Genomic DNA, 25,444 nt, shown 5'->3' with positions numbered 1-25,444 from the left:
TGATTATTTTGTTCTCCAAATATACAGGTTTATGCGAATTATACAAAGATAAATGAGATAAAATGACTACTTTTGCGCGCGAAAACCCTAAAAGAGAGGAATTAGCGTGCAAAGGTATTTTATTTATTTGGCTTATGACGGAACCAACTATCACGGTTGGCAGATTCAACCGAATGGGATTAGTGTGCAGGAATGTCTGATGAAAGCATTGTCTACCTTTCTGCGTCGCGAAATTGAAGTAATAGGAGCAGGCCGGACGGATGCGGGAGTGCATGCCTCTCTGATGGTTGCTCATTTTGATTCCGATGAACCGTTGGATACTACTTCTGTTACTGATAAATTAAATCGTCTGCTGCCTCCCGATATTTCCATTTATCGTGTTTGCCGGGTTCGGCCGGATGCCCATGCCCGCTTTGATGCGACTGCGCGAACTTATAAATATTATGTGACGACATCGAAATATCCTTTTAACAGGCAATATCGCTGGCGGCTTTATAACCAGTTGAATTATGAACGCATGAACGAAGCTGCGCGTATCCTTTTCGAGTACAACGATTTTACGAGTTTCAGTAAACTTCATACGGATGTAAAGACCAATATTTGTCATATCACCCATGCAGAATGGACGCAAGAAAAAGATGCTACCTGGGTATTTACGATTCGTGCCGACCGTTTTCTGCGGAATATGGTGCGAGCCATCGTAGGCACACTCATTGAAGTGGGACGCGGGAAACTGACTATTGAAGGTTTCCGGCGGATTATAGAACAGCAGGACCGTTGCAAAGCCGGGACATCTGCTCCGGGGCAAGCCCTGTTTTTAGTCAATGTGGAGTATCCGGAAAATATATTTGAATCTACCTGACCAATAGCATCTTATCATTTAGGAAATTTCAATCGTAAATAGTAAATCGTCAAATCGTAAATCATCTTATGTGGTTATTATTAGCATTCCTATCGGCTACTTTGCTGGGCTTTTATGATGTATTCAAGAAGAAATCGTTGAAAGATAATGCAGTACTTCCTGTCTTGTTTCTAAATACATTTTTTTCCAGTCTCATCTTTCTACCGTTTATCCTGATATCCGTTTATCAACCGGATTTGTTGGGAGGAACGATATTCAATGTTCCCGTTGCTGGTTGGGAACAGCATAAATATATTATCATCAAGTCGTTCATCGTATTGTCTTCGTGGATATTCGGATATTTCGGAATGAAGCATTTACCCATAACCATTGTGGGACCTATCAATGCCACCCGTCCGGTGATGGTGCTCGTGGGAGCTATGCTGGTATTTGGTGAACGATTGAATCTCTATCAATGGATTGGCGTGATGCTGGCCATTGCCTCTTTCTTTATGTTGAGCCGTTCGGGAAAGAAAGAAGGAATTGATTTTAAGCATAACAAATGGATCTTTTTTATTGTATTGGCTGCCATTACAGGTGCTATCAGCGGTTTGTATGATAAATATCTGATGAAGTCTCTGAATCCGATGCTGGTGCAATCTTGGTATAATGTTTATCAGGTGTTTATCATGTGTCCTATCCTGCTGTTGCTTTGGTGGCCTAAAAGAAAGTCCACTACTCCGTTCCGCTGGGATTGGACGATTATCCTGATTTCCATTTTCCTTTCTGCTGCCGATTTTGTTTACTTTTACGCATTAAGTTACGACGATTCGATGATTTCTATCGTTTCGATGGTGCGTCGGGGAAGTGTGGTTGTTTCTTTCACTTTCGGTGCGCTTTTCTTCCGTGAAAAGAATTTAAAAAGCAAAGCGATTGACCTTATACTGGTGTTAATCGGAATGATATTCTTATATTTGGGGTCTAAAAGTTAAAACAGTAACACAAGACTGTTTGTCATAGGTTAAATAAGACAGATATGAAAATAAATAAACTTGTTATCACTATATTCTTCTCTGCTGTCGGACTTTTTGTTTCGACTGCTCTTCAGGCGCAAGAAGCCAAAACTTTGTTTGTGAATATGCCGGATTCTTTAAGTCCCTTGCTTACAAAAGTGAATCGTGAAGATTGTATAGACTTTCTGGAAAGTAAGATGAAAGCGCAAGTGGAAAACCGTTTCGGCAAGAAGTCGGAGATGACTGATCTTGGTAAAGACTATATCCGTATGCAAATGTCAGCTCAATCTACCTGGCAGATGAAAGTGTTGGCACTAAATGATTCAACGAACGTAATCTGTACAGTCTCTACTGTTTGTGCTCCTGCTTGTGATAGCAGCATCCGTTTCTATACGGACGACTGGAAACCGCTTACTACATCTCTCTTTATTACCTTGCCCTTGATGGATGATTTTCTGAATGCTCCCGATTCAATAGGAGTTTATAAGTTTGATGAAGCACGTCGTTCGGCAGATATGCTATTGATGAAAGCCGATTTTAATAAAGAAAATACGGAACTGACACTTACGTTAACAACCCCCGACTATATGTCAAAAGAAACAGCAGAGAAACTGAAACCGTTTCTCCGCTGCCCTGTAGTCTACCATTGGAAAAATGGAGCATTTGTTAAATTGAGAATTGAGAATTAAAAATTGAGAAATAAGCTGCGCTGTGGCTATCTCTGGATATTCTCAAAATAAAAAAATATAAGGCAACTAATTCTTTACGAGTTAGTTGCCTTTTTGATATTTTTAATCAGCGGGATTATTGAATAATCCCTATTTCTCAATTTTTAATTCTCAATTCTCAATTTAACAAGCATTCGTTGATGAACGCTGTCATTTCCGGTGTGTTTGCTTCCACACTTTGAAGTAATTTGAATTGTGCTTTGGTGCGAACGAGGTTGTGTTCCGGATATTTGATTTTATAATAAGTATCTCCGTTGATATAATCTGCCAGGAACCGCACGCACTGCATGTATGGGAATAAAGCAGCCGCATAAGGAAGATTTTCAATCTCGATCTGCGTCAGGAATGATTTAGCTCCTTTCAGATAACCCTTGGTAAATGCTTTGAATATTTCCATATTGAAGTTTACACGATCAAGGTCTTTGTCGTCTTCATCACCTGTGTTGGCACCTGTACGTAGGAAGTCACCATAATCGGAGAATATAAAGCTAGGCATTACCGTATCCAGGTCGATGACACAAAGCACTTTACCATCCTCGTCGAACATCATGTTATTCACTTTCGTATCGCAGTGGCAAACGCGTTTGGGAAGTTTTCCTTCACGATATAAACGTTCAGCTTTACACATTTCATCTGCGCGTTTCTCTATTTCATCCAAATAGTACTTCACTTCTGATACCCGTCCGGCAGCATCCTTTGCAACGGCTTCACGTAGTTGTTTGAGGCGGAACTCCATGTTGTGGAAATCGGGTATGGTTTCACCCAATGTTTCCGGAATATCGGCCAACATAGCCTGGAAGCTGCCGAAGGCTTCTCCTGCATAGTTGGAATATTCGGGATTCACCGTCTCATACGTTTTTGCACGTGGGATGAATACCATCACACGCCAATAGCTGTCACCGTCGAACCAGTATGTTTTACCTTCTTCTGTTTCGAGGAAACTCAACACCTTGCGGTCTATATCCGATTCTCCGGCTTCCGTCAGTTTCTTGCGAATGTGATTGGTAACAGCAGTAATATTGGATTGAAGCATTTCTACATTCTGGAAAATGGCATGATTGATGCGTTGCAAAACATAGTCGGGAGCATCTGCTTCTTTGGTATTTACTTTATAAGTGTCGTTGATAAGTCCTGCACCCAAAGGTTTGATTTCTTCTATCGTACCTTGGACTTTAAATTTAGCTACGATGCTAGATAAATCTTTCATGTTTTTTTTCTTTAAAAATTTATACAAAGGTTATCGATAATCATATTTAGCAGCTTCGTTGGCCTGGTTAGCCGAGCGAACGGGCACTAATGTGAAGCCCCACTGGTAATCACGGTTAGCCGGGATTTGGTGGAAAGGTTCCGGGCGAGCGCCCCAACTGTCATATCCGCCTACTCCTTGTTGCTTCATATCCACACAAACTTCAACGAAATCTCTGGGAGTGATGTCGTTGACATGATGCATTCTACGTAATACGTTGCGGGCAGCGTTTTCATCGTGATTGGCAACCTCTTCCGGGCTGAAGTTATTCCATTGGTAAGGGTGGGGCAGAGCTTCTTCAGAGTCAAAGTCTTCGATAGAGTTGCGCAAGGCATTGAATCCGATAAGACTGTCCGCTACCAAAACCAGACCGTTTCCTTTATTAGGAGATAAGGCGATCCAACGGGTATCTGTGTGATGTCCGTTTTCCTGTGGACGCACATAGTTGAAGTACATTTGATCCGCTGTTGTCTTATATACGCCAACGAGCGTTCCGTGATTGCGGTCGATATAATTCTCTTCCGGGCCACGGCCAAAGTATTGTACATTATTCATCTGTGCCGGCAAGCGGAAACGCACCCCGATACGGGGGACTTCCAATTTGGAGGCAGCCTTGCGGGCAGCATCACTTCCGGGGGTAAATGTAGCCATGCGGGTAGCTTCGGAAACTTCTGTTTCTGTAGGCTGCATATCCGTTGATGTGAACTTGGCATTTACGTTGACTATTCCGTTCGGATAGATTTTGTAAATGACGACATACAAGTTGCCGGCAGCCAATAAGTAGGTCACATTTAAAGAAACTGCTCTATCCTCTGTTGTCATGGTAGCATCCGTTATGCGGAAGTTTTTGCTTGATTGCTTCCATACCTGCAAGCGTTTAGGAGCGCTGTTACCATAATCATTATCATTAGGAGCACGCCAGAAGTTAGGCTGAATACCAAATCCGTCTTTGAAATATTCAGTACCGTCTACTTTATACGAGGTTACTAATCCGCTATTCTTGTTGAATACAAAGTTTACTTTGGAGGAAGAAACGATTAATTCATCTCCTTGGGTTATTGTTTTCAATGCCGGACCGTTTGCTTTATAAATACTCTTCTCTGCTTGAATAGGAAGTTGGAACTGGTCGTATGCAATTTCATATCCGGTTGGAATCAGCGGTTCAGGCTCTGTGGTTGTTACACTGAAGTTGACAAAATATTCTGTTCCCGGTTGGGTTTTCAGACTATTTACCGGTACGGTGAACTCTTTAGAGGCTTGCGGAGCAATATCCAAAGATACTTTTCCACCTTTTATTGTCTTCCCGTTAGCGAGTATATGGTAGTGAATCTGATACTTTTTCAGGTTAGTGAAATAGAAACGGTTGGTGATTTTGAATATACCGGCTGCGGCATCTACTGCTTCAAAACCTACATTCTGATGTACATATTTCACTTCAGCCATTGCCGGATGCGGACCACGATCCGGATTGACAAGACCGTTGCAGAGGAAGTTACCATCGCTCGGTGCGTCTACCCCGAAGTCACCTCCGTAAGCCCAGTATTCTCTTCCATTTTTATCTTTTTGGAGAAGGCCCTGGTCTACCCAGTCCCAGATATATCCGCCTTGGAGATTCGGATATTTGTAAATTGCCTGCCATTGTCCCCACAGATTTCCAGTGGAGTTTCCCATGGCATGTGCGTACTCGGAAGGGGCTACAGGACGGTCACTACCATTCTTTCCGATATTTTCCAGCCAGTCGGCACCCGGATATTGCGGAACATACATATCGGAATTCCATTCCCATTGAGCACGTTCATAGTTGACCGGACGATTCATCAGGTCTTTGTCTGCCTCTTTCACCCACAGATAAGTCTGATAGAAATTATATCCGTTTCCGGCTTCATTTCCCAGCGACCAGAATGTAACGCTCGGGTAGTTCTTATTACGTTCAAACATATTGATGGTGCGATCCATGTGTGGTTTCAGCCATTCGGGATTGTTTCCCAGTGAACCGCCTTTCCGGAGATCATAATACATTCCGTGGCTTTCCACATTGGCTTCATCATATACATAAAGTCCGTATTCATCACAAAGCTCATAGAAACGGCGGTCTTGCGGATAGTGGCAAAGGCGTACACTGTTTAAGTTATGCTGCTTCATAAGTTCGAAGTCACGGCGCATTAAATCCTCTGTTACATAATGACCTGTTGACGGATTATGTTCGTGGATATTTACCCCTTTCAGTTTCAGAGGCTGACCGTTGATGAATAAGCAGACATATGGTTTTCCGTTAGCAGCTTTCTGTTCGATAGGCTTGATCTCAATCCGGCGGAATCCTACATTGAAAGGAATGATTTCATTGACTTTGCCATCCTCTTTTACTGTCATCAACAGTTTGTATAGATTCGGATGTTCGGAAGTCCATGTGCTGACATCTGTCAGATTCTTATCGAAAGAAAGTGTACGCACTTCGTTCGATGGAATATAGGCTGTCTTCTCTTCAGTAGCTACAACTTTTCCTTGTGCATCTAATAGTTCATAAACTAATGTAAGATTAGTTGCAGCCTTTTCATGATTTCTCAAATCGACATTTAAACCGAAGATTCCATTTTTGTAACTGTCGTCCAGCGTAGACTTAATTCGGAAATCTTTGAGAGCGGCTTTAGGTTGTGAATACAGAAAAACATCGCGTTCAATACCACTCATACGCCAGAAGTCCTGACATTCAAGATATGAACCGGTGCTCCAACGGAAGATTTTAACTGTAAGTACGTTCTTTCCGGGCTTCACATAGTTGTTGATAAGAAATTCTGCCGGATTTTTGGAATCTTCACTATATCCTACTTCTTGTCCGTTGATATATACATATACGCCGGACTTAGCTCCTGCCAGATGCAAGTAGATATCCCGCCCGTCCCAGTCTGCCGGAATATCGATGTCCCGGCGATAAACTCCTACCGGATTGGCTTCGGGAAGAGTAGGAGGTTGCGGGTTCCGAGGTTTGAATTCATAACCATGATTGGTGTAGATGGCTATTCCGTGTCCTTGTACTTCCCAGTTTCCGGGCACCTGAATATCATCCCACGAATCTGTATTGGTGTTCGGATCGGTAATGTTGTCGGGAAGCTTTTTATAAGAGTCTACGAAGTAGAATTTCCAGGTTCCGTTCAACAAGCGGTAATACTTGCTTCGTTCGAACTTGCCACTCAAAGCATCAGCGCGATTGTTGTATGTCATAAAAGAAGTACGTGGATACTCTTTGTTGACTTCAACTACCTGCACGTCCTGCCAATAAGGTTTCACGGCTTTCTCAGCCATTGTACTAAGTGTTGTCAGGGAAAATATTCCCATGAAAATGCCTGTTAATAAATTGGGGGTTGGTCGAAATTTCATGTATCTCAATATTGGTTTTTCATTTCTTTTTTATTTTACTTTGATATGATCGAATCCTTCTCCATACACTCCGATGACAGCACTTTGCGATACAAATGCATTCGGGTCTATGTCTTTTATCAATCGGAAGATGATAGGCGATTCCCTTTTCTTGGCTAATACAAACATCATCTTTACTTCTCGTCCTGTATAAAAGCCGGTTGCATTGATAATCGTCACTCCCCGGTGTGGATATTCGTTAATATGCCGTCCTATTTCTTCATATTTGTTAGATATGATAAAGAACTGTACGGATTGGCGGGCACTATTCACTACCTGGTCGAGAACGAAACTACAAATATAAAGAGTTACAAACCCATACACCACTTTTTCCCAGTCTTTTAAGACAAAATAACTGGAAGAAATGATAATCATATCGCAGATAAGCACGACTCTTCCTAATGTGATGTCCCGGTATTTGTTGATGATGGCTGCAATAATATCTGTACCTCCCGTACTTCCATTGGCCGAAAAGGCAACACCTATGCCGCCTCCACAGAAGGATGCTCCGATGACACATGCCATAAAGGGCTGGTCGTGGAGAAGACCGAAACCTGCCGTCAGTTTTTGAATGACGGACAGAAAGAAGGTGAGAGTAAATACACCGAAAATAGTTTTGATGCAAAACTTTAGTCCCAGCAACTTGAGTGCCAGTAACAGCAAGAAGAGGTTGATGCTGAAGTACGTATATTGTACCGGAAAACCTGTGGCCCAATATACGATAGAAGCAATACCCGGTACTCCCCCGGTGGTGATATCGTTAGGCAACAGAAAAACGGTCCAACCGATACCATACAAAATCATGCCGATGGCAATCATTACATAATCTCTGGCTTCACGGATAATGCTTTGCTTAGAAGGCTTTGGAATAGCTGTTTTCATAAACGTGATAATGATAATCTATAAAATGTTCAAACACGAACCCATGAATAATCCGGCTTTGGGGGAGAAGCCGGATTGGTTCATTATGCTCGTGCTAAAAGGAAATATTCTGTTTTATTTTGCAAAAGCGTGACGGTAGCCTTGTACTTTATTCCATCCACCACGAGTGAAGTCGGGTACTTCTACCGGAGCTGAATTGTTTTCGATAGAAAGTCTGGTAAGTTCAGCCATGCAACACCATTCTGCCAAGTCATAAACGTCCATATCCAATGGCAGTCCATTCTGCAAGCAATATGCCAGGCGGTAGTCCATGATAAAGTCCATACCACCGTGTCCACCTACTTTCTTGGCTGTTTCTTCCAGCTCTATATGAATAGGATCTTTATATTTATCCATCAAGGCTTTCTTTACGTTTTCAGGTACAGAACCATGTGCATTCAGATTCTCATGATTAGGCACATCTTTTGAATCAACTTGTGAAGGTCTCAGGCAATATTCTTCAATCGGATATTTGCTTGCATAACCATCGGCTCCCACTATTTGATACATACGGCTGTATGGGCGTGGAGTCATTACGTTGTGCTGAATCAACATTGTTTTTCCGTTCTCTGTGCGAATCAGGGTAGAAGTCTGGTCACCATTCTGGAAGTCGGTCACTTCTTCTCCTGTTTGTTTCTTAATATAAGCCGGTCCGTTGACAGCTTTCGTATCCATTGATACCAATGTTTTCATGCGGTCACCACGGTGGATATTAAGTACCTGACAAGCAGGACCCATGCCGTGGGTAGCATATACATCGCCACGGTGCAGATGATTATAATCCATTCGCCAGTTATTCCAGTATTCAGGCCAGAAATCTTCCAGATTGTGGATATATGAACCTTCTACATGAAGCACTTCTCCGAATACGCCTTGTTGTGCCATGTTTAAAGAGGTCAGTTCAAAGAAGTCATATACGCAGTTTTCGAGCTGCATACAATGTTTACGGGTCTTTTCGGAAGTATTGATTAGCTGCCAGATTTCATCCAGTGTCATGGCGGCAGGAACTTCGATAGCTACATGTTTGCCATGTTCCATGGCATAAACACCCATTGCTGCATGATGTTTCCAGTCGGTGGCTATGTATACCAGATCAATATCGTCTCGTTCACAAAGTTGCTTCCATGCCTCTTCCGAACCGCTGTAAGAAGCAGCTTCAGGAAGTCCGGCATTCTTCAAAATTTCTTGTGATTTTTCAACACGTTCGGGAAGCAGGTCGCATAATGCTACAATCTTAGTTCCCGGGATATGGGTCCAGCGTGCCACGGCGCCGGGACCACGCATTCCTAATCCGATGAAACCGACACGAACGGTATCAATTTTAGGAGTAACGAGTTGGATTACATCTTCTTGTCCGGCAGGGCGGGCAGGAGTTTCTACTTTGATGGGAGTAAAGGCTTCCGGAGCCTTTGGTTGTTGAGTACAACTGGTGTGCCAAGTTAACAAAGCCAAGCCGATGGCAGTGACTGTAAGTAGTTTCTTCATCATATTTTAAAGTTTTTAATAGGGGTTATTCGCTGTTTTTCATTTACGTGTCAAAAATAGTAATTAATTAGCCAATTATTTGTATTTATAATCGATATTTTCATCAGATAAGTTTCTATTATGAGGTAAAAAATGAGTCAGGCTTTTTCTACCTGATTTTGTGTAGGCTTATGTGACGTCAAATACATATAAAAGACATGTCATAAAGAGACTCTTCCTAAAAAAAAGTCACCTTTTTAGAATTGCTTAACGTTTACTACTCTTGTTGGGGTAAGCTACCTGCTTCAGCTGTACTTCTGTTGGAACCTAGTATTTGTATTTTTTCCAGGCTCCCCTGGTGAAATCCGGAATTTCTACTGCCATGCTCTTATTCAGTACAGATTTTTCACTTAGTTCTGTGATGCACGACCACTCGGCAGCGTCGTATACATCCATATCCAGTGGAAGCCCGTTGCGCAGACAATGAATAAGGCGGTAATCCATTACATAATTCATCTCATTAGGTAGGCCTCTGCGATGTGCTTCTTCGCCAATGGTTGCGCTGAAAGGATGTTTATAGCGTGCCATCATTTTTTCTAGCAGTTCTCCTTCAAGTGGAGTGTCTCCATTAGGATCCAGGGCGATACAGGGGACAGGGTATTTCTGGGCGAATCCCAGTGTGCCGCATATTGTTTGAAGGCGGCTGTAAGGACGTGGGGTGGATATGGCGTATTGAAGCATGATCGTCTTCCCTTTGAGCGTGTGGATGAGAGTGGTATTTACATCTCCCAATTGATATTTCTGGTGGGCTTCCGGTGAATATTCGCCGAATAGTCTGCGGGCATATTCGCTCATTCCTGCCTGATGAGTAGACATGGAAACGAGATATTCCATTCTGTCGCTGCGATGAATATCCAGTATCTGACAGGCGGGGCCTAACCCATGAGTGGGATAAGGATTGCCTGTATGTTCGATGCTGTATCTTTTTCCCCAATGGTTGTGGTAGCCGCCTTCGCTCTCTTCGGCAAAGTACATTGAACGAAGATCGTGAATGTAGGCTCCTTCTACATGCATGATTTCTCCGAACAGTCCTCGTTGGGCCATATTGAGGGTCATTAGTGCAAAAGGATCATAACAACAATTTTCGAGCATGATGCAGTGTCGCTTGGTTTTTTCTGCAGTGTCTACTAACTGCCAACATTCTTCCACGCTCATAGCAGCCGGAACTTCAATGGCTACATGCTTATTGCATTCCATTGTGAAGGTTGCCATTGGAGTGTGCATTAACCAGTCGGTACAGATGAATATTAAATCTGCTTCGTCCGATTCGCACATCTTTTTCCATCCCTCCACTCCAGTATATCCGGTGGCTTCGGAACGGCCGGCTTCTTTTAATAGTTGTTGAGCCTTACTTAAATTTCCTTCTCTTATTTCACAAAGAGCTTTGATTTCTACTCCTTCGATTTGCAGATAACGTTGTAAGGTGAGCAATCCTCGATTGCCCAGTCCTATAATCCCGATGCGGACAGTGGGGATAGGGGGATGTGCTAGCCGGAGTACGTGCGATTGTACCGGAGAATTCTTCATAAGCTTAGCGGACTAAAGTAAAACAAAAAAAGAGAATCTAATTTCTCAGATTCTCTTTGGAGAGCGGAAGACGGGGCTCAAACCCGCGACCCTCAGCTTGGAAGGCTAATGCTCTATCAACTGAGCTACTTCCGCAATTTTTTGTGGGCAAAGATGGATTCGAACCACCGAAGTCGAAAGACAGCAGATTTACAGTCTGCCCCATTTGGCCACTCTGGTATTTGCCCTTTTTTGCTTTTGAGGAGGTTTGTTTCTCAATTGCGGTGCAAAGATACAACTATTTATTTAAACTCCAAACAAAATCGATCATTTTTATTGCAGTAATTGCACATTCATCTCCTTTGTTACCCAGTTTGCCACCGGCACGATCCTCTGCTTGCTCCATTGTATTTGTGGTAATTAATCCGTAAATAACTGGTATATCGCCAGTTGCGTTTAATTCGGTAATTCCTTGGGTTGCTCCCATGCAAACATAATCAAAATGTGGAGTATCTCCTTTAATTACGCAACCAATTGCAATAATTGCATCAAGATCGCAATTTTCCATCATTTGGTTGGCTCCAAAAGTAAGTTCGAAACTTCCCGGTACAGTTTTCACCAGAATATTTTCGTCTTTTGCTCCATGTTTTTTTAATGTATCGACTGCACCTTTCAGTAAAGCACCGGTAATATTGAAATTCCATTCGGATACGACGATACCAAATTTCATTGCTTCTGCATTCGGAACGGAATTGAAATCATATTCGGATAAGTTATGGTAAGCTGTTGCCATAGTTAATTAAAAGTTGAGGATTATAAAATGAAAATTTGAGAGTATGAGAGATTAAGAAGAAAGGCACGGATTTCACGGATTCCACGGTTTTAATAGATAGTCCGCTTAATCCGGTGTAATCCGTGCCTCGATTCCCTTATATAATAAGGTATATTATTTTTTCATCAATTTAGCTTGCTCGATATATTTGTCGATGTCCATAGCCTGATAAGATTGGAAGTATTTATCCTTGATCTTAGTGTAAGCGTTTACAGCATCGTCATATTTTCCCTGTTTTACCAGGATTTCACCGGCTTGTATCAGGAAGATCGGGCTTAATGTGTTGTTGTCTGCTTTGTCTGCAGCCGACAGTAAAGTAGAAGCCGCTTTGTCTAATTGGCCAAGTTGTGCATAGCAGTTACCTGCAGCACCCAAGATTGCCGGAGCAACCATTTGGTCTTTTCCATTGAAACTGTCCAGCATCTTCACTGCTTCTTCATATTTGCCAAGTTGTGCGTAGCAAATACCAGCATAAGCTTTTGCCAGATTTGCCGCTTTTGTTCCGCTGTAGTCATCGGCAACTTTCAGGAAACCTGCATAACCGATGCTGTCGCCATTCAAAGCCTGCTCAAAAGCATCCTGTTCAAAGTATTCCTGTCCTTTGAAAAGAGCTGCCTGTGCTTTTTCCTCACGTGGTTCAGCATAGAGGTTTTTGTACATGATAAAACCTGCTACAATAATAATCACAGCAACAACACCGCCAATAATTGCGTTTTTGTACTTGATAAGAAATGCTTCCGATTGTGTCAGTGCATCTTCTACGTTCAGATGTTCGTTCTGATTCTTTTGTTCTGCCATTTTATATGATTCTTTTTGTTATTATTCACCGTTTGATATTTCGACTCGCAAAAGTAGTTTTTTTATATCTACAAACGAAATTTAGAAGCATCTTTTTTTGTTTTACACCCGAAAACCACGAAAATCTTGCTACTTTTGTGAACAAATTAACGTGTACACAATGATACTGAAACGAATATCTGTATTAAACTATAAGAATCTGGAAGAGGTAGAACTGGGATTCTCTGCTAAGCTGAATTGCTTTTTCGGACTGAATGGAATGGGAAAGACGAATCTGCTGGATGCGGTGTATTTCTTGTCTTTCTGTAAGAGCTCCGGAAACCCGATTGATTCTCAAAATATTCGTCATGAACAAGACTTTTTCGTGATTCAGGGCTTTTATGAAGCGGAGGACGGAACTCCTGAAGAGATTTATTGTGGGATGAAACGCCGTTCGAAGAAACAATTTAAACGGAACAAGAAAGAATATAGTCGTTTTTCGGACCACATCGGGTTTCTGCCCCTGGTGATGGTTTCACCTGCCGATTCCGAATTGATAGCCGGAGGAAGTGAGGAGCGCCGCCGGTTTATGGATGTAGTGATTTCGCAGTATGATAAGGAATATCTTGAAGCGCTGATACGGTACAATAAAGCATTGGCGCAGCGTAACACATTGTTGAAGAGTGAGTTTCCGGTGGAGGAGGAGCTGTTTCTTGTATGGGAGGAGATGATGGCGCAAGCCGGTGCAATCGTATTCCAGAAGCGTGAAGCGTTTATCCGGGAGTTTATTCCTATTTTCCAATCTTTCTATTCCTTTATTTCGCAAGATAAAGAGGTGGTGGGACTATCTTATGAGTCTCATGCGCGGGATGCTTCTTTGTTGGAAGTGTTGAAGCAAAGCAGGGAGAGGGATAAGATAATGGGATTCTCTTTGCGTGGCATTCATAAAGATGAGTTGAATATGTTGTTGGGTGAATTCCCGATAAAGAAAGAAGGTTCGCAGGGACAGAACAAAACGTATCTGGTAGCATTGAAACTGGCACAGTTTGATTTTTTGAAACGTACCGGTCGGACTGTTCCTTTATTATTACTGGATGATATTTTTGATAAGTTGGATGCTTCCCGTGTAGAGCAAATTGTGAAGCTGGTGGCCGGAGACAATTTCGGGCAGATATTTATAACGGATACGAACCGGGGACATCTCGACCGTATTTTACATAAGGTAGGCAGCGATTATAAAATATTTCGTGTAGAGGAGGGTACAATTCAAGAAACGGAGGCTGAAAATGAAGCGCAATGATGCCGAACAAATAGGAAAACTGATTCAACAGTTTCTTCGTCAGGAGAGTTTGGAATCTCCGCTGAACGAACAAAGGCTGCTGGATGCCTGGCCTCAAATCTTGGGACCGGCGGCGGCTTATACCAGCAATCTTTATATTCGTAATCAGACATTGTATGTGCATCTGACTTCTGCTGCTCTTCGTCAGGAATTGATGATGGGGCGTGAGGTATTGGTACGCACGCTGAATCAGAAAGTCGGGGCTACCGTTATTACAAATATTATTTTTCGTTGAAGAAAGATATTCTGTCTATCACCTTTATGCCTAGCTTCCGGAGTGTTTCGGTTGCACGGTTGTAATAAAAAGGATTTTCCAAATATTGATTGTTATGGGCGTCCACGCCGATGATAGCGGTGCAACCTTCATGGGCGGCTATTTTCCAGAAATCCGGATGAGGAATGGTAGTAATACCATGAATGTCATTATATTCTTCATATCCGATATTATATTCCAACGGTAAGTTTAACCGTACTGCTGTCCGGCAGATATGCCTGCTGACTAGCTTACAATGACGATCGAACTCGGGGTAAGAACGCATAAATAAATCCGGATGGGCAAGGTAGGCAAATAGTCCGCTTTCCATTCCTTCAATAGCACTCTCTTCATAGAGTTCGAGCATGTCTACCGAATCTGTATTCCGGCCGAAGTAGGGAAACTTCTCATCTGTGTGAAAATGGTGGTTTCCGAAGATGATATAGTCCAGTTTATATTCTTTGATGACTCCTTTTAGCCAGTGTATGTATTCAGGAAAATATTCGCATTCCAATCCTATTTTTATGCTGATTTGATTTTTATATTTCTCTTGCAGCGAACGGATGCTTTCCACATATTCCGCTAATTCTTCGGGAAGCATCCGGATGTCGGATATATAATCAGTGTGGTATTTCCACGGAGTGTGGTCAGAAAAACCTAATTCTTGATAGCCGCCTTTGATGGCACTTAAAACAAATTCTTCGTCACTCCCTGTCGCATGATGGCAGCGGGTGGTATGGGTGTGATAATTCGTCTTCATTGATTGTTATAATTATATCCATGCGGATGTCGAATGATTCCGCCGGAACTTCTTCTACTAATTGAAATGGGAAACAGATTCCTGCTTTGTAGGCTGATGGTATGCGTGGCAGGAGACGGTCATAATATCCTTTTCCCCGTCCCAGACGGTTACCTTTAGCATCGAAAGCTACTCCGGGAACGACGATGAAGTCTATGGCTGCATAGTCTGTGAATATTTCTCCGGTTGGTTCTGCTATACCGTAGATACCGCTGATTGACATGTCTTCCGGTCCGGTGTATATCCGTAGTTCTAAATCATCGCCTACTACTACGGGGAGTAGGATCCGCTTTTCAGTCCTCCATTTTTGAATAAAGGCATGTGTGTCTACTTCGTCATTCAGCGAATGGTATAGTAATACTGTATTTGCCGCCCTGAAAGCCGGATGGGCTTCGAGGGCGGCAAGTATGTTAGCTGATTGCAGCTTTCGCATAGTTGAATCCGCGTGTCGGGTCTTCAGTAATGCTATATGCTTGCGCAGTTCTTTTTTTCTTTCCATCTTTTTTATCCTTCGTCACTTCTTCCTCTTCAACGGCTACCGGAGCTTTTGGGAAAGCTTCTCCTTTTTCAAGTATCTCAATACCTTTAATAACAGTAGCATCTGTCTTGTTGAAGTATTGGAGATAAGCTTCCAATCCAAGCATGTTGTAGATGATGTTGCCGAAGAGGTTCTTTTCCAATAATTTGTATGATTTCTGAATGAGGATGTTTCTTCTTTTCACTCCTTTACTGTCAGCAAAACGGACAAACTGTTCCACCAAACCCTGATGACGAAGATAATTCAGCAATTCTTCCTCTGTTTCGTATTGGCTTAATTTCTTCCGATTGTTGTCGGTGTACTGGAATGTGAACTGAATAGTCAATCCCCGGTTAATAACTGTCGATAGATAAGAAGTGACTCCCGTCGTATCCTGCGGTACGAATATATCCGGCATGATACCACCACCGCCATACACAGTACGTCCCAAGCTGGTATTATAACGTTCACTCTCATTCTGCTTGATACTATCACGTGAGAAAAATTCTCCATGTTCGTAACGGGTATATAAATCCAGCTCATAGTTACGGTCTTTACCACTTTCGTACGGGCGTTGGATGCAACGTCCGGATGGGGTGTAGTAGCGGGCGATAGTCAGGCGGATAGCCGATCCATCACTGAAATCGATGGGCTGTTGCACAAGTCCCTTACCGAAAGAACGGCGTCCTACAACTGTACCCCGGTCGTTATCTTGAATAGCTCCGGTGAAGATTTCACTGGCAGAAGCAGAACCTTCGTCAATCAATACAACAAGCGGCATTTTCTGACAGCTACCCGTACCGTTAGCAAATTCTTCTGCACGTGGATATTTACGGCCTTGAGTATATACGATCAACTTGCCTTCGGGCAGGAATTCATTAACCATGCGGATGGCTGCTTCCATATATCCTCCGGTATTACCGCGTAGGTCAATGATTAGACCTTTGCATTTTTTATGGTTGAGCTGTGCTAATGCATTCAGCAATTCTACATGACTGGTACGTCCGAATTTACTGACTTTCACATAACCGATATTGTCATTTAACATATAAGCGGCATCTACGGTATTTTGAGGAATGTCTCCACGCGTGATGTTGAAGTGTAATAAGTCCTTTTCTCCTGTTCGTCTGATTCCCAATTTTACTTGTGAGCCTTTCGGACCTTTCAAGGTGCGCATAGCCCGTTCGTTCGTTACTTTCTTGCCGACAAACAAGCTATCGTCTACAGTAACAATGCGGTCGCCCGCCATTAATCCTATCTTTTCAGAAGGACCTCCCTGAACAACAGCATTGACATGAATGGTGTCATTCTGTATGGTAAACTGGATGCCAATTCCGCTGAAGCTGCCTTCCAGCTCAGAGTTGACTTCTTCGAGATTTAGGGCTGGGATATAAGTTGAATGCGGATCCAGTTCGGCTAGAATTTGCGGCATGGCTTTTTCTACCAAATCGGCCATGTTTACGGTGTCGACATATTGATCGTCTACAATGCGTAACAATGCGTTTAGCTTATTGGAGGAACCGTTGATGATACCCAAACGGTTGCCGGCAAAATGCTTGGCATAAAATGTACCGATAAGAATCCCGACTACCACGCTGACTGCTATGATGACAGGTGTGAAACGTGAAGAGTTTTTTGTACTCATGTCTATTCCTTTTTTAAAACGTTCGTCTTCTTATTTATTGGGAGAGGAATTATCATCTAACTCTGTGTAGATAACTTCGATTCCCGCCCGTTTTAATAACTCTATTCCATCTTCCAGGCGGTAATGCTCGGAATAAACTACCCGTTTGATTCCCGCCTGTATGATTAACTTTGCACATTCGATGCAAGGAGAGGCGGTGACGTACATGGTAGCACCGTCGCTACTGTTGTTTGAACGCGCTATTTTGGTAATGGCATTGGCTTCCGCATGCAGAACGTATGGTTTTGTCAGGTTGTTTTCATCTTCACATACATTCTCGAATCCGGAAGGTGTCCCGTTATATCCGTCGGAGATAATCATTTTATCCTTAACAATTAAAGCTCCTACTTTACGGCGTTGGCAATAGGAATTTTCAGCCCATATGCTGGCCATGCGTATATAACGTTTGTCAAGTTCTAATTGTTTCTTTTTAGTGTCCATGTTGTTTACTATTTATTGCTGACTACCCGGAAAACCATGCGGAAAGTTTGTTTTCCGGATGCCGGTTTGTATAAAAGGTATAAGTTGTTACTGTCTCCTTCGTAAGATGTGGCGGTATTAAGTCCCTCTATAAAATTTTTGGCGAGTCTATCGTTGCCATAGCTACCAGCGGTGGTGACTGTAGCTTTAAAACTGTTGTTCTTGGCGTTGGCATTCCATTTCCCTTCAAAAGTACTGGTTGCAATTACACTTCCTTTTATATTTCCGTTGATAACATCTCCATCTACTGTACCATCAAATACGATGTTGTATGTACCGTTTTTATTAAGCTCTTCAATACTTGCTTTTTCTTGTTCTTCATTCTCCCAAAAGCCAAACATCTCATGACCTCCATCTACTGTGATATAATTTAGTTTCCAAGTTTTTCCTGTAAAGATAGCAGCTACATCGTCCGAATCATTACATCCAGAAAATAAAGGAAGCAATAAAAGCAATCCTACTATTTGAAATATACTTCTCTTCATATTTAATATCTAATAACTTAATACTTATTTCTTTATCCCATTTCTGATTAGCAAAGCATCAATGCTCGGTTCCTGTCCGCGGAAACGTTTATAAAGTACCATCGGATGTTCCGTTCCTCCTTTCGACAGAATATTATTGCGGAATGAGTCTGCCACTTCCTGATTGAATATCCCTTTTTGCTTGAATAATGAAAAAGCGTCAGCATCCAATACTTCCGCCCATTTGTAGCTGTAGTACCCAGCGGCATATCCACCGGCAAAGATGTGGGAGAACTGCGTACTCATGCAAGCTTCTTGTACTACCGGTAATATTTGCGCATCCTTCCAGGCTTCCTGTTCATAAGCTTTCACATCTCCTTCAAAAGGAGTGTTACGCGTATACCATGCCATATCAAGTAGACCGAAACTTATTTGTCTCAGACAAGCATACGCAATATTGAAGTTTGATGCATCTACAAGACGTTTTATCAATTCATCCGGCAAAACTTCTCCCGTCTGATAATGACGGGCAAAGGTATTGAGGAAATCTTTCTCTATGGCGAAATTCTCCATAATTTGTGAGGGAAGTTCCACGAAATCCCAATATACATTAGTTCCACTTAAACTCCTGTAAGTGGAATTGGCAAACATACCGTGCAGGCTATGTCCGAACTCATGTAAAAATGTTTCTACCTCATTGAAAGTCAATAAAGCAGGCTTATTCTCGGTTGGCTTGGTGAAGTTCATTACAACGGATACATGCGGACGGCTGTTTTCACCGGTCTTTTTATCTATCCATTGCTCCTTGTAACTCGTCATCCAAGCTCCGGCACGTTTTCCCGGACGCGGATGGAAGTCGGTGTATAGGACGGCTAAGAATTTACCGTCTTTATCAAACACTTCAAAGGCTTCCACCTCTTTATGGTAAACCGGAATCTCTGTGTTTTTCCGGAACGTGATTCCATATAACTTTTCAGCCAGACCAAACACTCCTTTCTTCACTTGTTCCAGTTCGAAGTAGGGGCGAAGCATTTCTTCGTTGATATTGAATTTTTTGTCTTTCAGTTTGTTTGAATAATAATTCCAGTCCCAAGGCATGACAACGAAATCAGCTCCCTGTTCTTTACGAGCCAGTTCCTGTATCTCTTTATATTCTTGCTGTGCAGTAGGAGTATATGCTTCCAACAGTTGGTTGAGTAGCTTGTATACCGACTTGCTGTTTTCAGCCATTCTTTTCTTTAGCGTATATTCCGCATAATCTTTGTATCCCAGTAATTGGGCTATTTTCATGCGTGTATTGGCTATTTTTTTTACGATGTCGATATTATTGAATTCGTTATCGTGTGTACATTTGGTGTTATAAGCCATATACAGTTTTTGACGTAAATCCCGATTATCGGAATACGTCATGAAAGGAACATAGCTCGGAGCGTGAAGCGTGAACGCCCATCCTTCCTTTCCTTCGCTCTTGGCTGTTTCTGCAGCTGCTTCTATGATAATTTCGGGTAGTCCGGCGAGGCTTTCTTTTTTTGTTAACAGCATTTGATAAGCATTCGTCTCTTTCAGATTGTTTTCACTGAAAGTTAGAGTCAGTTTACTCAATTCGGTAGTCAGGCGACGGTATTCTTCCCGTGCTTCTCCTTCCAGGTTGGCGCCATGGCGTACAAAGCTGTTATATGCATTTTCCAGTAACTGTTTTTGTTCCTGTGTCAGTTGCAAAGCCTCTTTCTGGTTATACACTTCTTTCACACGTGCGAATAACTTTTCGTTCAGTGTGATATTGTTGCTGTGTTCACTAAGCAACGGCATTATCTTTTGAGCCAGTTCTTGCAGGTCGTCATTCGTTTCTGCGCTTAGCATATTGCCGAAGACGGCTACTACTTTATCCAGTAATTCTCCGGATTCGTCGAAAGCTTCTATTGTATTGGTGAAGTCAGCCTTTTCCGGATTCTGTATGATAGCTTCTATTTCAGCATTTTGCAGCCTGATTCCTTCCAGAATAGCAGGTTCATAATGTTCGGTTTTAATCCGGTCGAACGGCACGGTTTCGTGCGGCGTATGATATTGCCCGTAGAAAGGATTCTGGGCATTTATTATATTGTTCATAGTGCAAACTAGTATCAATGTTAGTAATAATCTCTTCATAGAGGTACAAAGCTACTAAAATTGTAGCTTATTCAACGGATAACACGTTGCTTTTTAACAATATATAAAATGAAATGTATAAAAAAACCGCTACGGTTTCCCGCAGCGGTTTCTATATTGTTCAGGCTTCTAATTAAGCGTTAACTGATGCCATGTGAGCGATCAAGTCAAGAACTTTGTTAGAGTAACCGATTTCGTTGTCATACCAAGATACAACTTTAACGAAAGTATCAGTCAAAGCGATACCTGCTTTAGCGTCGAAGATAGAAGTACGAGTGTCACCCAAGAAGTCAGAAGAAACTACTGCATCTTCAGTGTAACCCAGGATACCTTTCAATTCGCCTTCAGAAGCTTCTTTCATTGCAGCGCAGATTTCAGCGTAAGTAGCCGGTTTAGCCAAGTTAACTGTCAAGTCAACTACAGATACGTCCAAAGTCGGAACACGCATAGACATACCAGTCAATTTGCCGTTCAATGCAGGGATTACTTTACCTACAGCCTTAGCAGCACCAGTAGAAGAAGGGATGATGTTGCCAGAAGCAGCACGACCACCTCTCCAGTCTTTCATAGAAGGACCGTCAACTGTTTTCTGAGTAGCAGTTGTAGAGTGAACTGTAGTCATCAAACCGTCAAGGATACCGAACTTGTCGTTCAATACTTTAGCGATAGGAGCCAAACAGTTAGTAGTACAAGAAGCGTTAGATACGAATTGAGTACCTTTTACGTATGTTTTTTCGTTTACACCGCAAACGAACATCGGAGTGTCATCTTTAGAAGGAGCTGACATTACAACATATTTTGCACCAGCTTCGATGTGAGCCTGAGCTTTGTCTTTGCTCAAGAACAAACCTGTAGATTCAACAACGTATTCTGCGCCTACTTCATTCCATTTCAGGTCAGCCGGGTTTCTTTCAGCTGTGATACGGATAGCTTGACCGTTAACGATCAGTTTGCTGTTTTCAACATCTGCTTCGATAGTACCATCGAATTGACCATGCATTGTGTCGTATTTCAGCATATAAGCCAAGTAATCAACCGGGCAAAGGTCATTGATACCTACGATTTGAATATCGTTTCTTGTCATTGCAGCGCGGAAAACGAAACGTCCGATACGTCCGAATCCATTAATACCTACTTTAATCATTTTGTTTAAACTTTTAAGGGTTTTATAATATTTGTTCAAATATCTCTCAGCCTTCGCACTTGTTTTATTTTCAAATGCGGTGCAAAATTACAAAAATGTTTTTATATTCGCATATTAAATTCACATTAAATATTGAAAAAAGATGGGAAAGAACACATTTTTACAGGACTTTAAGGCGTTTGCTATGAAAGGTAACGTCATTGACATGGCTGTCGGTGTTGTTATTGGTGGTGCATTTGGAAAAATCGTATCATCATTGGTTGCTAATGTTATCATGCCTCCGATTGGTTTACTGGTTGGCGGTGTGAACTTTACAGATTTGAAATGGGTGATGAAAGCAGCGGAGATTGGTGCTGACGGCAAGGAGATAGCTCCGGCCGTGACGTTGGATTATGGCCAGTTTCTGCAAGCCACCTTTGATTTTCTGATTATAGCTTTCGCTATATTCTTATTTATACGGTTGATTACGAAGTTGACAACTAAAAAACAGGCAGAAGTGGCAGCCACTCCTCCAGCTCCTCCTGCGCCAACGAAGGAGGAGGTTTTGTTGACGGAGATACGTGATTTATTGAAAGAAAAGAATCGTTGATTCTAATTGAAATAAAGGAGGTTCCAAGTGTAAACTGGTGAATCTCCTTTATTTTTCTCTTCATTATTAATATAGATTGCGTACTTTTTTCTACTTTTGCAACTCAATTTATTCAAAATCCAACCATTGATATGCAGGAAAAAATAATAATTCTTGATTTCGGTTCGCAGACAACACAGCTTATAGGTCGTCGTGTACGCGAATTGGATACGTATTGTGAAATTGTTCCTTATAACAAATTTCCTAAAGAAGACCCGACTATTAAAGGGGTTATTCTCTCCGGAAGTCCTTTCTCGGTTTACGATAAAGATGCTTTCAAAGTAGATTTGAGTGAAATTCGTGGTAAATATCCGATATTGGGTATTTGTTATGGTGCACAATTTATGTCATACACTAATGGCGGAAAAGTGGAACCGGCCGGAACACGCGAATATGGACGTGCTCACTTGGCTTCATTCTGCAAAGATAATGTGCTGTTTAAAGGAGTGCGTGATGGGTCGCAGGTATGGATGAGCCATGGAGATACGATTACTGCTATTCCCGATAATTTCAAGAAAATAGCTTCAACAGATAAAGTGGAGATTGCTGCTTATCAGGTAGAAGGTGAGCAAGTGTGGGGTGTTCAATTCCATCCGGAAGTATTCCATAGTGAAGACGGAACTCAAATCCTGAAGAACTTTGTGGTAGATGTTTGCGGTTGCAAACAAGACTGGTCGCCGGCTTCATTCATTGAAAGTACGGTTGCCGAGCTGAAAGCGCAGTTGGGGGATGATAAAGTCGTTCTCGGTTTGAGTGGCGGAGTCGATTCTTCGGTTGCAGCAGTGTTGCTGAACAAGGCTATTGGCAAGAACTTGACTTGTATCTTTGTAGATCATGGTATGCTGCGTAAGAATGAGTTCAAGAATGTGATGAAGGATTATGAGTGTCTCGGTTTGAATGTGATTGGCGTTGATGCCAGTGCAAAGTTCTTCGCAGAACTGGCTGGGGTGGTTGAACCGGAAAGTAAGCGTAAAATTATAGGTAAGGGCTTTATCGATGTGTTCGATGTAGAAGCTCATAAGATAAAAGACGTGAAATGGCTGGCGCAGGGTACTATTTATCCGGATTGCATTGAGTCATTGTCTATTACGGGTACGGTAATAAAGAGCCATCATAATGTAGGGGGACTTCCTGAAAAGATGAATCTGAAGTTGTGTGAGCCGCTTCGTTTGTTGTTTAAGGATGAAGTTCGCCGGGTGGGCCGTGAGTTGGGTATGCCGGAGCATCTGATTACCCGTCATCCGTTTCCGGGACCGGGACTGGCAGTGCGTATTCTGGGAGATATTACTCCTGAAAAAGTACGTATTCTGCAGGATGCTGACGATATCTTTATCCAGGGATTGCGTGACTGGGGATTGTATGATAAAGTATGGCAGGCGGGGGTTATCTTGTTGCCGGTACAGTCCGTGGGTGTAATGGGAGATGAACGTACTTATGAGAGAGCGGTTGCTTTGCGTGCTGTGACATCTACTGATGCCATGACAGCTGACTGGGCACATCTGCCTTATGAATTTATGGGTAAGGTATCGAATGATATTATTAATAAGGTGAAAGGAGTGAACCGTGTCACCTATGATATCAGTTCCAAGCCGCCGGCAACTATTGAATGGGAATAATACACTTTGTATCATAAAAATAGCCTCAATGGAAATTCCTGTTGAGGCTATTTTTGTGATAGATAATTTCTTTTGTTGGTTAATTCGTATCTATTCGCTTATCAGCTTTTGTGCGTCCGGAATAAGAATCTCTTTCCGGCGTAACTCTAATAATCCTTTGTCTTGTAGCTCGTTGAGTGCTTTTGATGTATTCAACCGAGTGTCATCTAAGTAGCGGGCAAGGTCATCCATTTTTACTTTGAATATCTTTTCTCCCTGCGTTTTTTCACAATGTAGCAGGAAAAAGCGAATGATTTTCTCTTGTAAGTCTTGTGTCGGTTCTTCCCATAAACGGGAATAAAGATTTTGTGCCCGGTTGCTGACAATGTTCATGTAGTTGAGCCGGAATATTTCATATTTGAACAGGTCGCTAAGTACAAACGCTTTGCTGATGCTGACAGTGTGTGCTTCCGTATGTGCTATATAAGCGGAAGTGTAATTGGTGTTCATGCCGAACAACGACTGTGGTTCCAGCAGGTAAGGTGCTTCCATCTGTTCAATGACGGTGTATATATTTTCTTTGGAACTTGTGACGATAGAAACCTCTCCTTTTAACAGAAAGCAGAGTTGTTTACACGGACTACCATTTTCTATGATAGTTTCTCCCACTTTATGCTTGATAAAGTGTAGCTTGACCTTATCCAGAATACTTGTGAAATCTTCATGACAAAGACCTTGAAATAAAGGCAATTGGAGTAAAGTGTCGAACATTGTTTCCATATGTTGTAATCTCTTGTTAATCGTACAAATTTACTCATAATACAATACTGCTGTCAATATCTGAGCGTTCTTTTTGTTTTTTTTATTGTTTGAATGCATAAAAATAGAGTATATTTGCAGAAAAAAAGGAGGAAATTATGTTCGCAGGCTTCAATTGGCAACAGATGATCAGTGCGTTTATCGTACTTTTTGCCGTGATAGACATTATCGGCTCTATACCTATTATAATTAACCTGAAAGAAAAAGGGAAAGATGTGAATGCAATGAAAGCTACTGTCATCTCTTTTGCTTTGCTGATCGGATTTTTCTATGCGGGAGATATGATGCTGAAACTCTTCCATGTAGATATTGAGTCGTTTGCAGTAGCCGGCGCATTTGTCATTTTCCTCATGTCTTTGGAGATGATTCTGGATATTGAGATTTTCAAGAACCAGGGTCCTATCAAAGAAGCAACTTTGGTACCGCTCGTCTTTCCTCTGTTGGCAGGTGCCGGAGCTTTCACCACTTTGCTTTCTCTCCGGGCGGAATATGCCAGTGTTAATATCATTATAGCTTTAGTCTTGAACATGATCTGGGTTTACTTTGTAGTGAGTATGACCGGTCGTGTAGAACGTTTCCTGGGAAAAGGAGGTATTTATATTATTCGTAAGTTCTTCGGCATCATCTTATTGGCTATATCTGTAAGATTGTTTACGGCAAATATAACGTTATTGATTGAGGCGTTGCATCGGTCTTGATTGAATTCAGATTATCTTATTGAACTGGAAAGCTATTATATTAACTGTGCCACCATGGTGGCACAGTTGTGCCACGC

The 25,444-nt window shown here is 42.1% G+C and carries 23 protein-coding genes and 2 tRNA genes; 8 read left to right on the top strand and 17 right to left on the bottom strand.

Annotated features, from left to right (window positions below):
• The first annotated feature begins 106 nt into the window (after positions 1–106).
• The 3 genes from truA (at position 107) to I2I13_RS00715 (ending at position 2,543) form a co-directional block, all read left to right on the top strand.
• Positions 107–862 (top strand): tRNA pseudouridine(38-40) synthase TruA, encoded by a 756-nt coding sequence (truA, locus tag I2I13_RS00725; RefSeq protein WP_195648473.1) that lies wholly within the window; start codon positions 107–109, stop codon positions 860–862.
• Between the two features lie 68 nt (positions 863–930).
• Complete coding sequence (locus tag I2I13_RS00720; protein ID WP_004301754.1) at positions 931–1,833, top strand: DMT family transporter; 903 nt, start codon at positions 931–933, stop codon at positions 1,831–1,833.
• Positions 1,834–1,877: 44 nt separating this feature from the next.
• Complete coding sequence (locus I2I13_RS00715; RefSeq protein ID WP_195648472.1) at positions 1,878–2,543, top strand: DUF3256 family protein; 666 nt, start codon at positions 1,878–1,880, stop codon at positions 2,541–2,543.
• 157 nt (positions 2,544–2,700) lie between these two features.
• Here the strand turns inward: I2I13_RS00715 and I2I13_RS00710 are convergent, their stop codons facing one another.
• From I2I13_RS00710 to I2I13_RS00670, 9 genes are all read right to left on the bottom strand, one after another.
• Positions 2,701–3,789, bottom strand: coding sequence for a phosphotransferase enzyme family protein (locus I2I13_RS00710; protein ID WP_074560289.1), 1,089 nt, complete (start codon positions 3,787–3,789; stop codon positions 2,701–2,703).
• A 30-nt stretch (positions 3,790–3,819) separates the two neighbouring features.
• Positions 3,820–7,161 (bottom strand): glycoside hydrolase family 2 TIM barrel-domain containing protein, encoded by a 3,342-nt coding sequence (locus I2I13_RS00705; protein ID WP_370540787.1) that lies wholly within the window; start codon positions 7,159–7,161, stop codon positions 3,820–3,822.
• Positions 7,162–7,233: 72 nt separating this feature from the next.
• Positions 7,234–8,124, bottom strand: a complete 891-nt coding sequence (locus I2I13_RS00700) for a YitT family protein (RefSeq protein WP_074560295.1) — start codon at positions 8,122–8,124, stop codon at positions 7,234–7,236.
• 114 nt (positions 8,125–8,238) lie between these two features.
• Positions 8,239–9,648, bottom strand: a complete 1,410-nt coding sequence (locus tag I2I13_RS00695; RefSeq protein WP_074560297.1) for a Gfo/Idh/MocA family protein — start codon at positions 9,646–9,648, stop codon at positions 8,239–8,241.
• A 306-nt stretch (positions 9,649–9,954) separates the two neighbouring features.
• Complete coding sequence (locus I2I13_RS00690) at positions 9,955–11,214, bottom strand: Gfo/Idh/MocA family protein (RefSeq protein ID WP_195648470.1); 1,260 nt, start codon at positions 11,212–11,214, stop codon at positions 9,955–9,957.
• 62 nt (positions 11,215–11,276) lie between these two features.
• A tRNA-Gly gene (locus I2I13_RS00685) sits at positions 11,277–11,349 on the bottom strand.
• Between the two features lie 9 nt (positions 11,350–11,358).
• Positions 11,359–11,441, bottom strand: a tRNA-Tyr gene (locus tag I2I13_RS00680).
• Between the two features lie 50 nt (positions 11,442–11,491).
• Positions 11,492–11,986, bottom strand: a complete 495-nt coding sequence (ribH, locus tag I2I13_RS00675) for a 6,7-dimethyl-8-ribityllumazine synthase (RefSeq protein WP_004301766.1) — start codon at positions 11,984–11,986, stop codon at positions 11,492–11,494.
• A 153-nt stretch (positions 11,987–12,139) separates the two neighbouring features.
• Positions 12,140–12,823, bottom strand: a complete 684-nt coding sequence (locus I2I13_RS00670) for a tetratricopeptide repeat protein (RefSeq protein WP_074638814.1) — start codon at positions 12,821–12,823, stop codon at positions 12,140–12,142.
• Between the two features lie 160 nt (positions 12,824–12,983).
• On the opposite strand from I2I13_RS00670, the gene I2I13_RS00665 reads away from it, so the two are divergent.
• Entirely contained in the window at positions 12,984–14,102 is a 1,119-nt protein-coding gene (locus I2I13_RS00665; protein WP_074638815.1) for a DNA replication/repair protein RecF, read from the top strand.
• Positions 14,089–14,376, top strand: a complete 288-nt coding sequence (locus I2I13_RS00660; RefSeq protein ID WP_074638816.1) for a DUF721 domain-containing protein — start codon at positions 14,089–14,091, stop codon at positions 14,374–14,376. The genes I2I13_RS00665 and I2I13_RS00660 overlap by 14 nt, the downstream gene beginning before the upstream one ends.
• Here I2I13_RS00660 and I2I13_RS00655 read toward each other — a convergent pair.
• From I2I13_RS00655 to gap, 7 genes are all read right to left on the bottom strand, one after another.
• Positions 14,363–15,154, bottom strand: coding sequence for a histidinol-phosphatase (locus I2I13_RS00655; protein ID WP_148364326.1), 792 nt, complete (start codon positions 15,152–15,154; stop codon positions 14,363–14,365). The genes I2I13_RS00660 and I2I13_RS00655 overlap by 14 nt on opposite strands.
• Positions 15,099–15,626, bottom strand: coding sequence for a 5-formyltetrahydrofolate cyclo-ligase (locus I2I13_RS00650; RefSeq protein WP_229091884.1), 528 nt, complete (start codon positions 15,624–15,626; stop codon positions 15,099–15,101). Before I2I13_RS00650 ends, I2I13_RS00655 begins: the two co-directional genes overlap by 56 nt.
• Entirely contained in the window at positions 15,604–17,355 is a 1,752-nt protein-coding gene (locus I2I13_RS00645; RefSeq protein WP_195648469.1) for a S41 family peptidase, read from the bottom strand. The genes I2I13_RS00650 and I2I13_RS00645 overlap by 23 nt, the downstream gene beginning before the upstream one ends.
• 30 nt (positions 17,356–17,385) lie before the next feature.
• Positions 17,386–17,835, bottom strand: coding sequence for a dCMP deaminase family protein (locus I2I13_RS00640; protein WP_148364329.1), 450 nt, complete (start codon positions 17,833–17,835; stop codon positions 17,386–17,388).
• 8 nt (positions 17,836–17,843) lie between these two features.
• Positions 17,844–18,359 carry a DUF4847 family protein gene (locus tag I2I13_RS00635; protein WP_148364330.1) on the bottom strand — a complete coding sequence of 172 codons (516 nt, stop codon included), beginning with the start codon at positions 18,357–18,359 and terminating at the stop codon, positions 17,844–17,846.
• A 24-nt stretch (positions 18,360–18,383) separates the two neighbouring features.
• Positions 18,384–20,444 carry a M3 family metallopeptidase gene (locus I2I13_RS00630; protein ID WP_195648468.1) on the bottom strand — a complete coding sequence of 687 codons (2,061 nt, stop codon included), beginning with the start codon at positions 20,442–20,444 and terminating at the stop codon, positions 18,384–18,386.
• Positions 20,445–20,616: 172 nt separating this feature from the next.
• Complete coding sequence (gene gap / locus I2I13_RS00625; protein WP_143258094.1) at positions 20,617–21,627, bottom strand: type I glyceraldehyde-3-phosphate dehydrogenase; 1,011 nt, start codon at positions 21,625–21,627, stop codon at positions 20,617–20,619.
• A gap of 142 nt (positions 21,628–21,769) precedes the next feature.
• Between gap and mscL the strand changes: the two genes are divergently transcribed.
• Together mscL and guaA are read left to right on the top strand one after the other, a co-directional pair.
• Positions 21,770–22,216, top strand: a complete 447-nt coding sequence (mscL, locus tag I2I13_RS00620; protein WP_148364332.1) for a large-conductance mechanosensitive channel protein MscL — start codon at positions 21,770–21,772, stop codon at positions 22,214–22,216.
• Between the two features lie 131 nt (positions 22,217–22,347).
• A complete protein-coding gene (guaA, locus tag I2I13_RS00615) occupies positions 22,348–23,871 on the top strand; it encodes a glutamine-hydrolyzing GMP synthase (protein WP_148364333.1) in 1,524 nt (507 codons plus the stop codon).
• A gap of 90 nt (positions 23,872–23,961) precedes the next feature.
• On the opposite strand, the gene I2I13_RS00610 is transcribed toward guaA, so the two are convergent.
• Positions 23,962–24,630 carry a Crp/Fnr family transcriptional regulator gene (locus tag I2I13_RS00610; protein ID WP_148364334.1) on the bottom strand — a complete coding sequence of 223 codons (669 nt, stop codon included), beginning with the start codon at positions 24,628–24,630 and terminating at the stop codon, positions 23,962–23,964.
• A 137-nt stretch (positions 24,631–24,767) separates the two neighbouring features.
• Here I2I13_RS00610 and I2I13_RS00605 point away from each other — a divergent pair, with 137 nt between their 5' ends.
• A complete protein-coding gene (locus I2I13_RS00605) occupies positions 24,768–25,367 on the top strand; it encodes a MarC family protein (RefSeq protein ID WP_004301781.1) in 600 nt (199 codons plus the stop codon).
• The last annotated feature ends 77 nt before the right edge of the window (positions 25,368–25,444 follow it).

Origin of the sequence: Bacteroides sp. D55t1_190419_B8 (assembly GCF_015558905.1) — a bacterium.
Taxonomy (GTDB): domain Bacteria; phylum Bacteroidota; class Bacteroidia; order Bacteroidales; family Bacteroidaceae; genus Bacteroides; species Bacteroides vicugnae.
Note: the sequence above shows the minus strand (reverse complement) of the source record. Positions and strands in the feature narration are given on the sequence as shown.

Coding starts and splice junctions, on each gene's coding strand:
- gap (WP_143258094.1), bottom strand. CDS start 21,627: ATGATTAAAGTAGGTATTAATGGATTCGGACGTATCGGACGTTTCGTT.
- mscL (WP_148364332.1), top strand. CDS start 21,770: ATGGGAAAGAACACATTTTTACAGGACTTTAAGGCGTTTGCTATGAAA.
- I2I13_RS00665 (WP_074638815.1), top strand. CDS start 12,984: ATGATACTGAAACGAATATCTGTATTAAACTATAAGAATCTGGAAGAG.
- I2I13_RS00630 (WP_195648468.1), bottom strand. CDS start 20,444: ATGAACAATATAATAAATGCCCAGAATCCTTTCTACGGGCAATATCAT.
- ribH (WP_004301766.1), bottom strand. CDS start 11,986: ATGGCAACAGCTTACCATAACTTATCCGAATATGATTTCAATTCCGTT.
- I2I13_RS00605 (WP_004301781.1), top strand. CDS start 24,768: ATGTTCGCAGGCTTCAATTGGCAACAGATGATCAGTGCGTTTATCGTA.
- I2I13_RS00610 (WP_148364334.1), bottom strand. CDS start 24,630: ATGGAAACAATGTTCGACACTTTACTCCAATTGCCTTTATTTCAAGGT.
- guaA (WP_148364333.1), top strand. CDS start 22,348: ATGCAGGAAAAAATAATAATTCTTGATTTCGGTTCGCAGACAACACAG.
- I2I13_RS00670 (WP_074638814.1), bottom strand. CDS start 12,823: ATGGCAGAACAAAAGAATCAGAACGAACATCTGAACGTAGAAGATGCA.
- I2I13_RS00645 (WP_195648469.1), bottom strand. CDS start 17,355: ATGAGTACAAAAAACTCTTCACGTTTCACACCTGTCATCATAGCAGTC.
- I2I13_RS00655 (WP_148364326.1), bottom strand. CDS start 15,154: ATGAAGACGAATTATCACACCCATACCACCCGCTGCCATCATGCGACA.
- I2I13_RS00660 (WP_074638816.1), top strand. CDS start 14,089: ATGAAGCGCAATGATGCCGAACAAATAGGAAAACTGATTCAACAGTTT.
- I2I13_RS00710 (WP_074560289.1), bottom strand. CDS start 3,789: ATGAAAGATTTATCTAGCATCGTAGCTAAATTTAAAGTCCAAGGTACG.
- I2I13_RS00715 (WP_195648472.1), top strand. CDS start 1,878: ATGAAAATAAATAAACTTGTTATCACTATATTCTTCTCTGCTGTCGGA.
- I2I13_RS00635 (WP_148364330.1), bottom strand. CDS start 18,359: ATGAAGAGAAGTATATTTCAAATAGTAGGATTGCTTTTATTGCTTCCT.
- I2I13_RS00640 (WP_148364329.1), bottom strand. CDS start 17,835: ATGGACACTAAAAAGAAACAATTAGAACTTGACAAACGTTATATACGC.
- I2I13_RS00720 (WP_004301754.1), top strand. CDS start 931: ATGTGGTTATTATTAGCATTCCTATCGGCTACTTTGCTGGGCTTTTAT.
- I2I13_RS00695 (WP_074560297.1), bottom strand. CDS start 9,648: ATGAAGAAACTACTTACAGTCACTGCCATCGGCTTGGCTTTGTTAACT.
- I2I13_RS00705 (WP_370540787.1), bottom strand. CDS start 7,161: ATGGGAATATTTTCCCTGACAACACTTAGTACAATGGCTGAGAAAGCC.
- I2I13_RS00650 (WP_229091884.1), bottom strand. CDS start 15,626: ATGCGAAAGCTGCAATCAGCTAACATACTTGCCGCCCTCGAAGCCCAT.
- I2I13_RS00690 (WP_195648470.1), bottom strand. CDS start 11,214: ATGAAGAATTCTCCGGTACAATCGCACGTACTCCGGCTAGCACATCCC.
- I2I13_RS00700 (WP_074560295.1), bottom strand. CDS start 8,124: ATGAAAACAGCTATTCCAAAGCCTTCTAAGCAAAGCATTATCCGTGAA.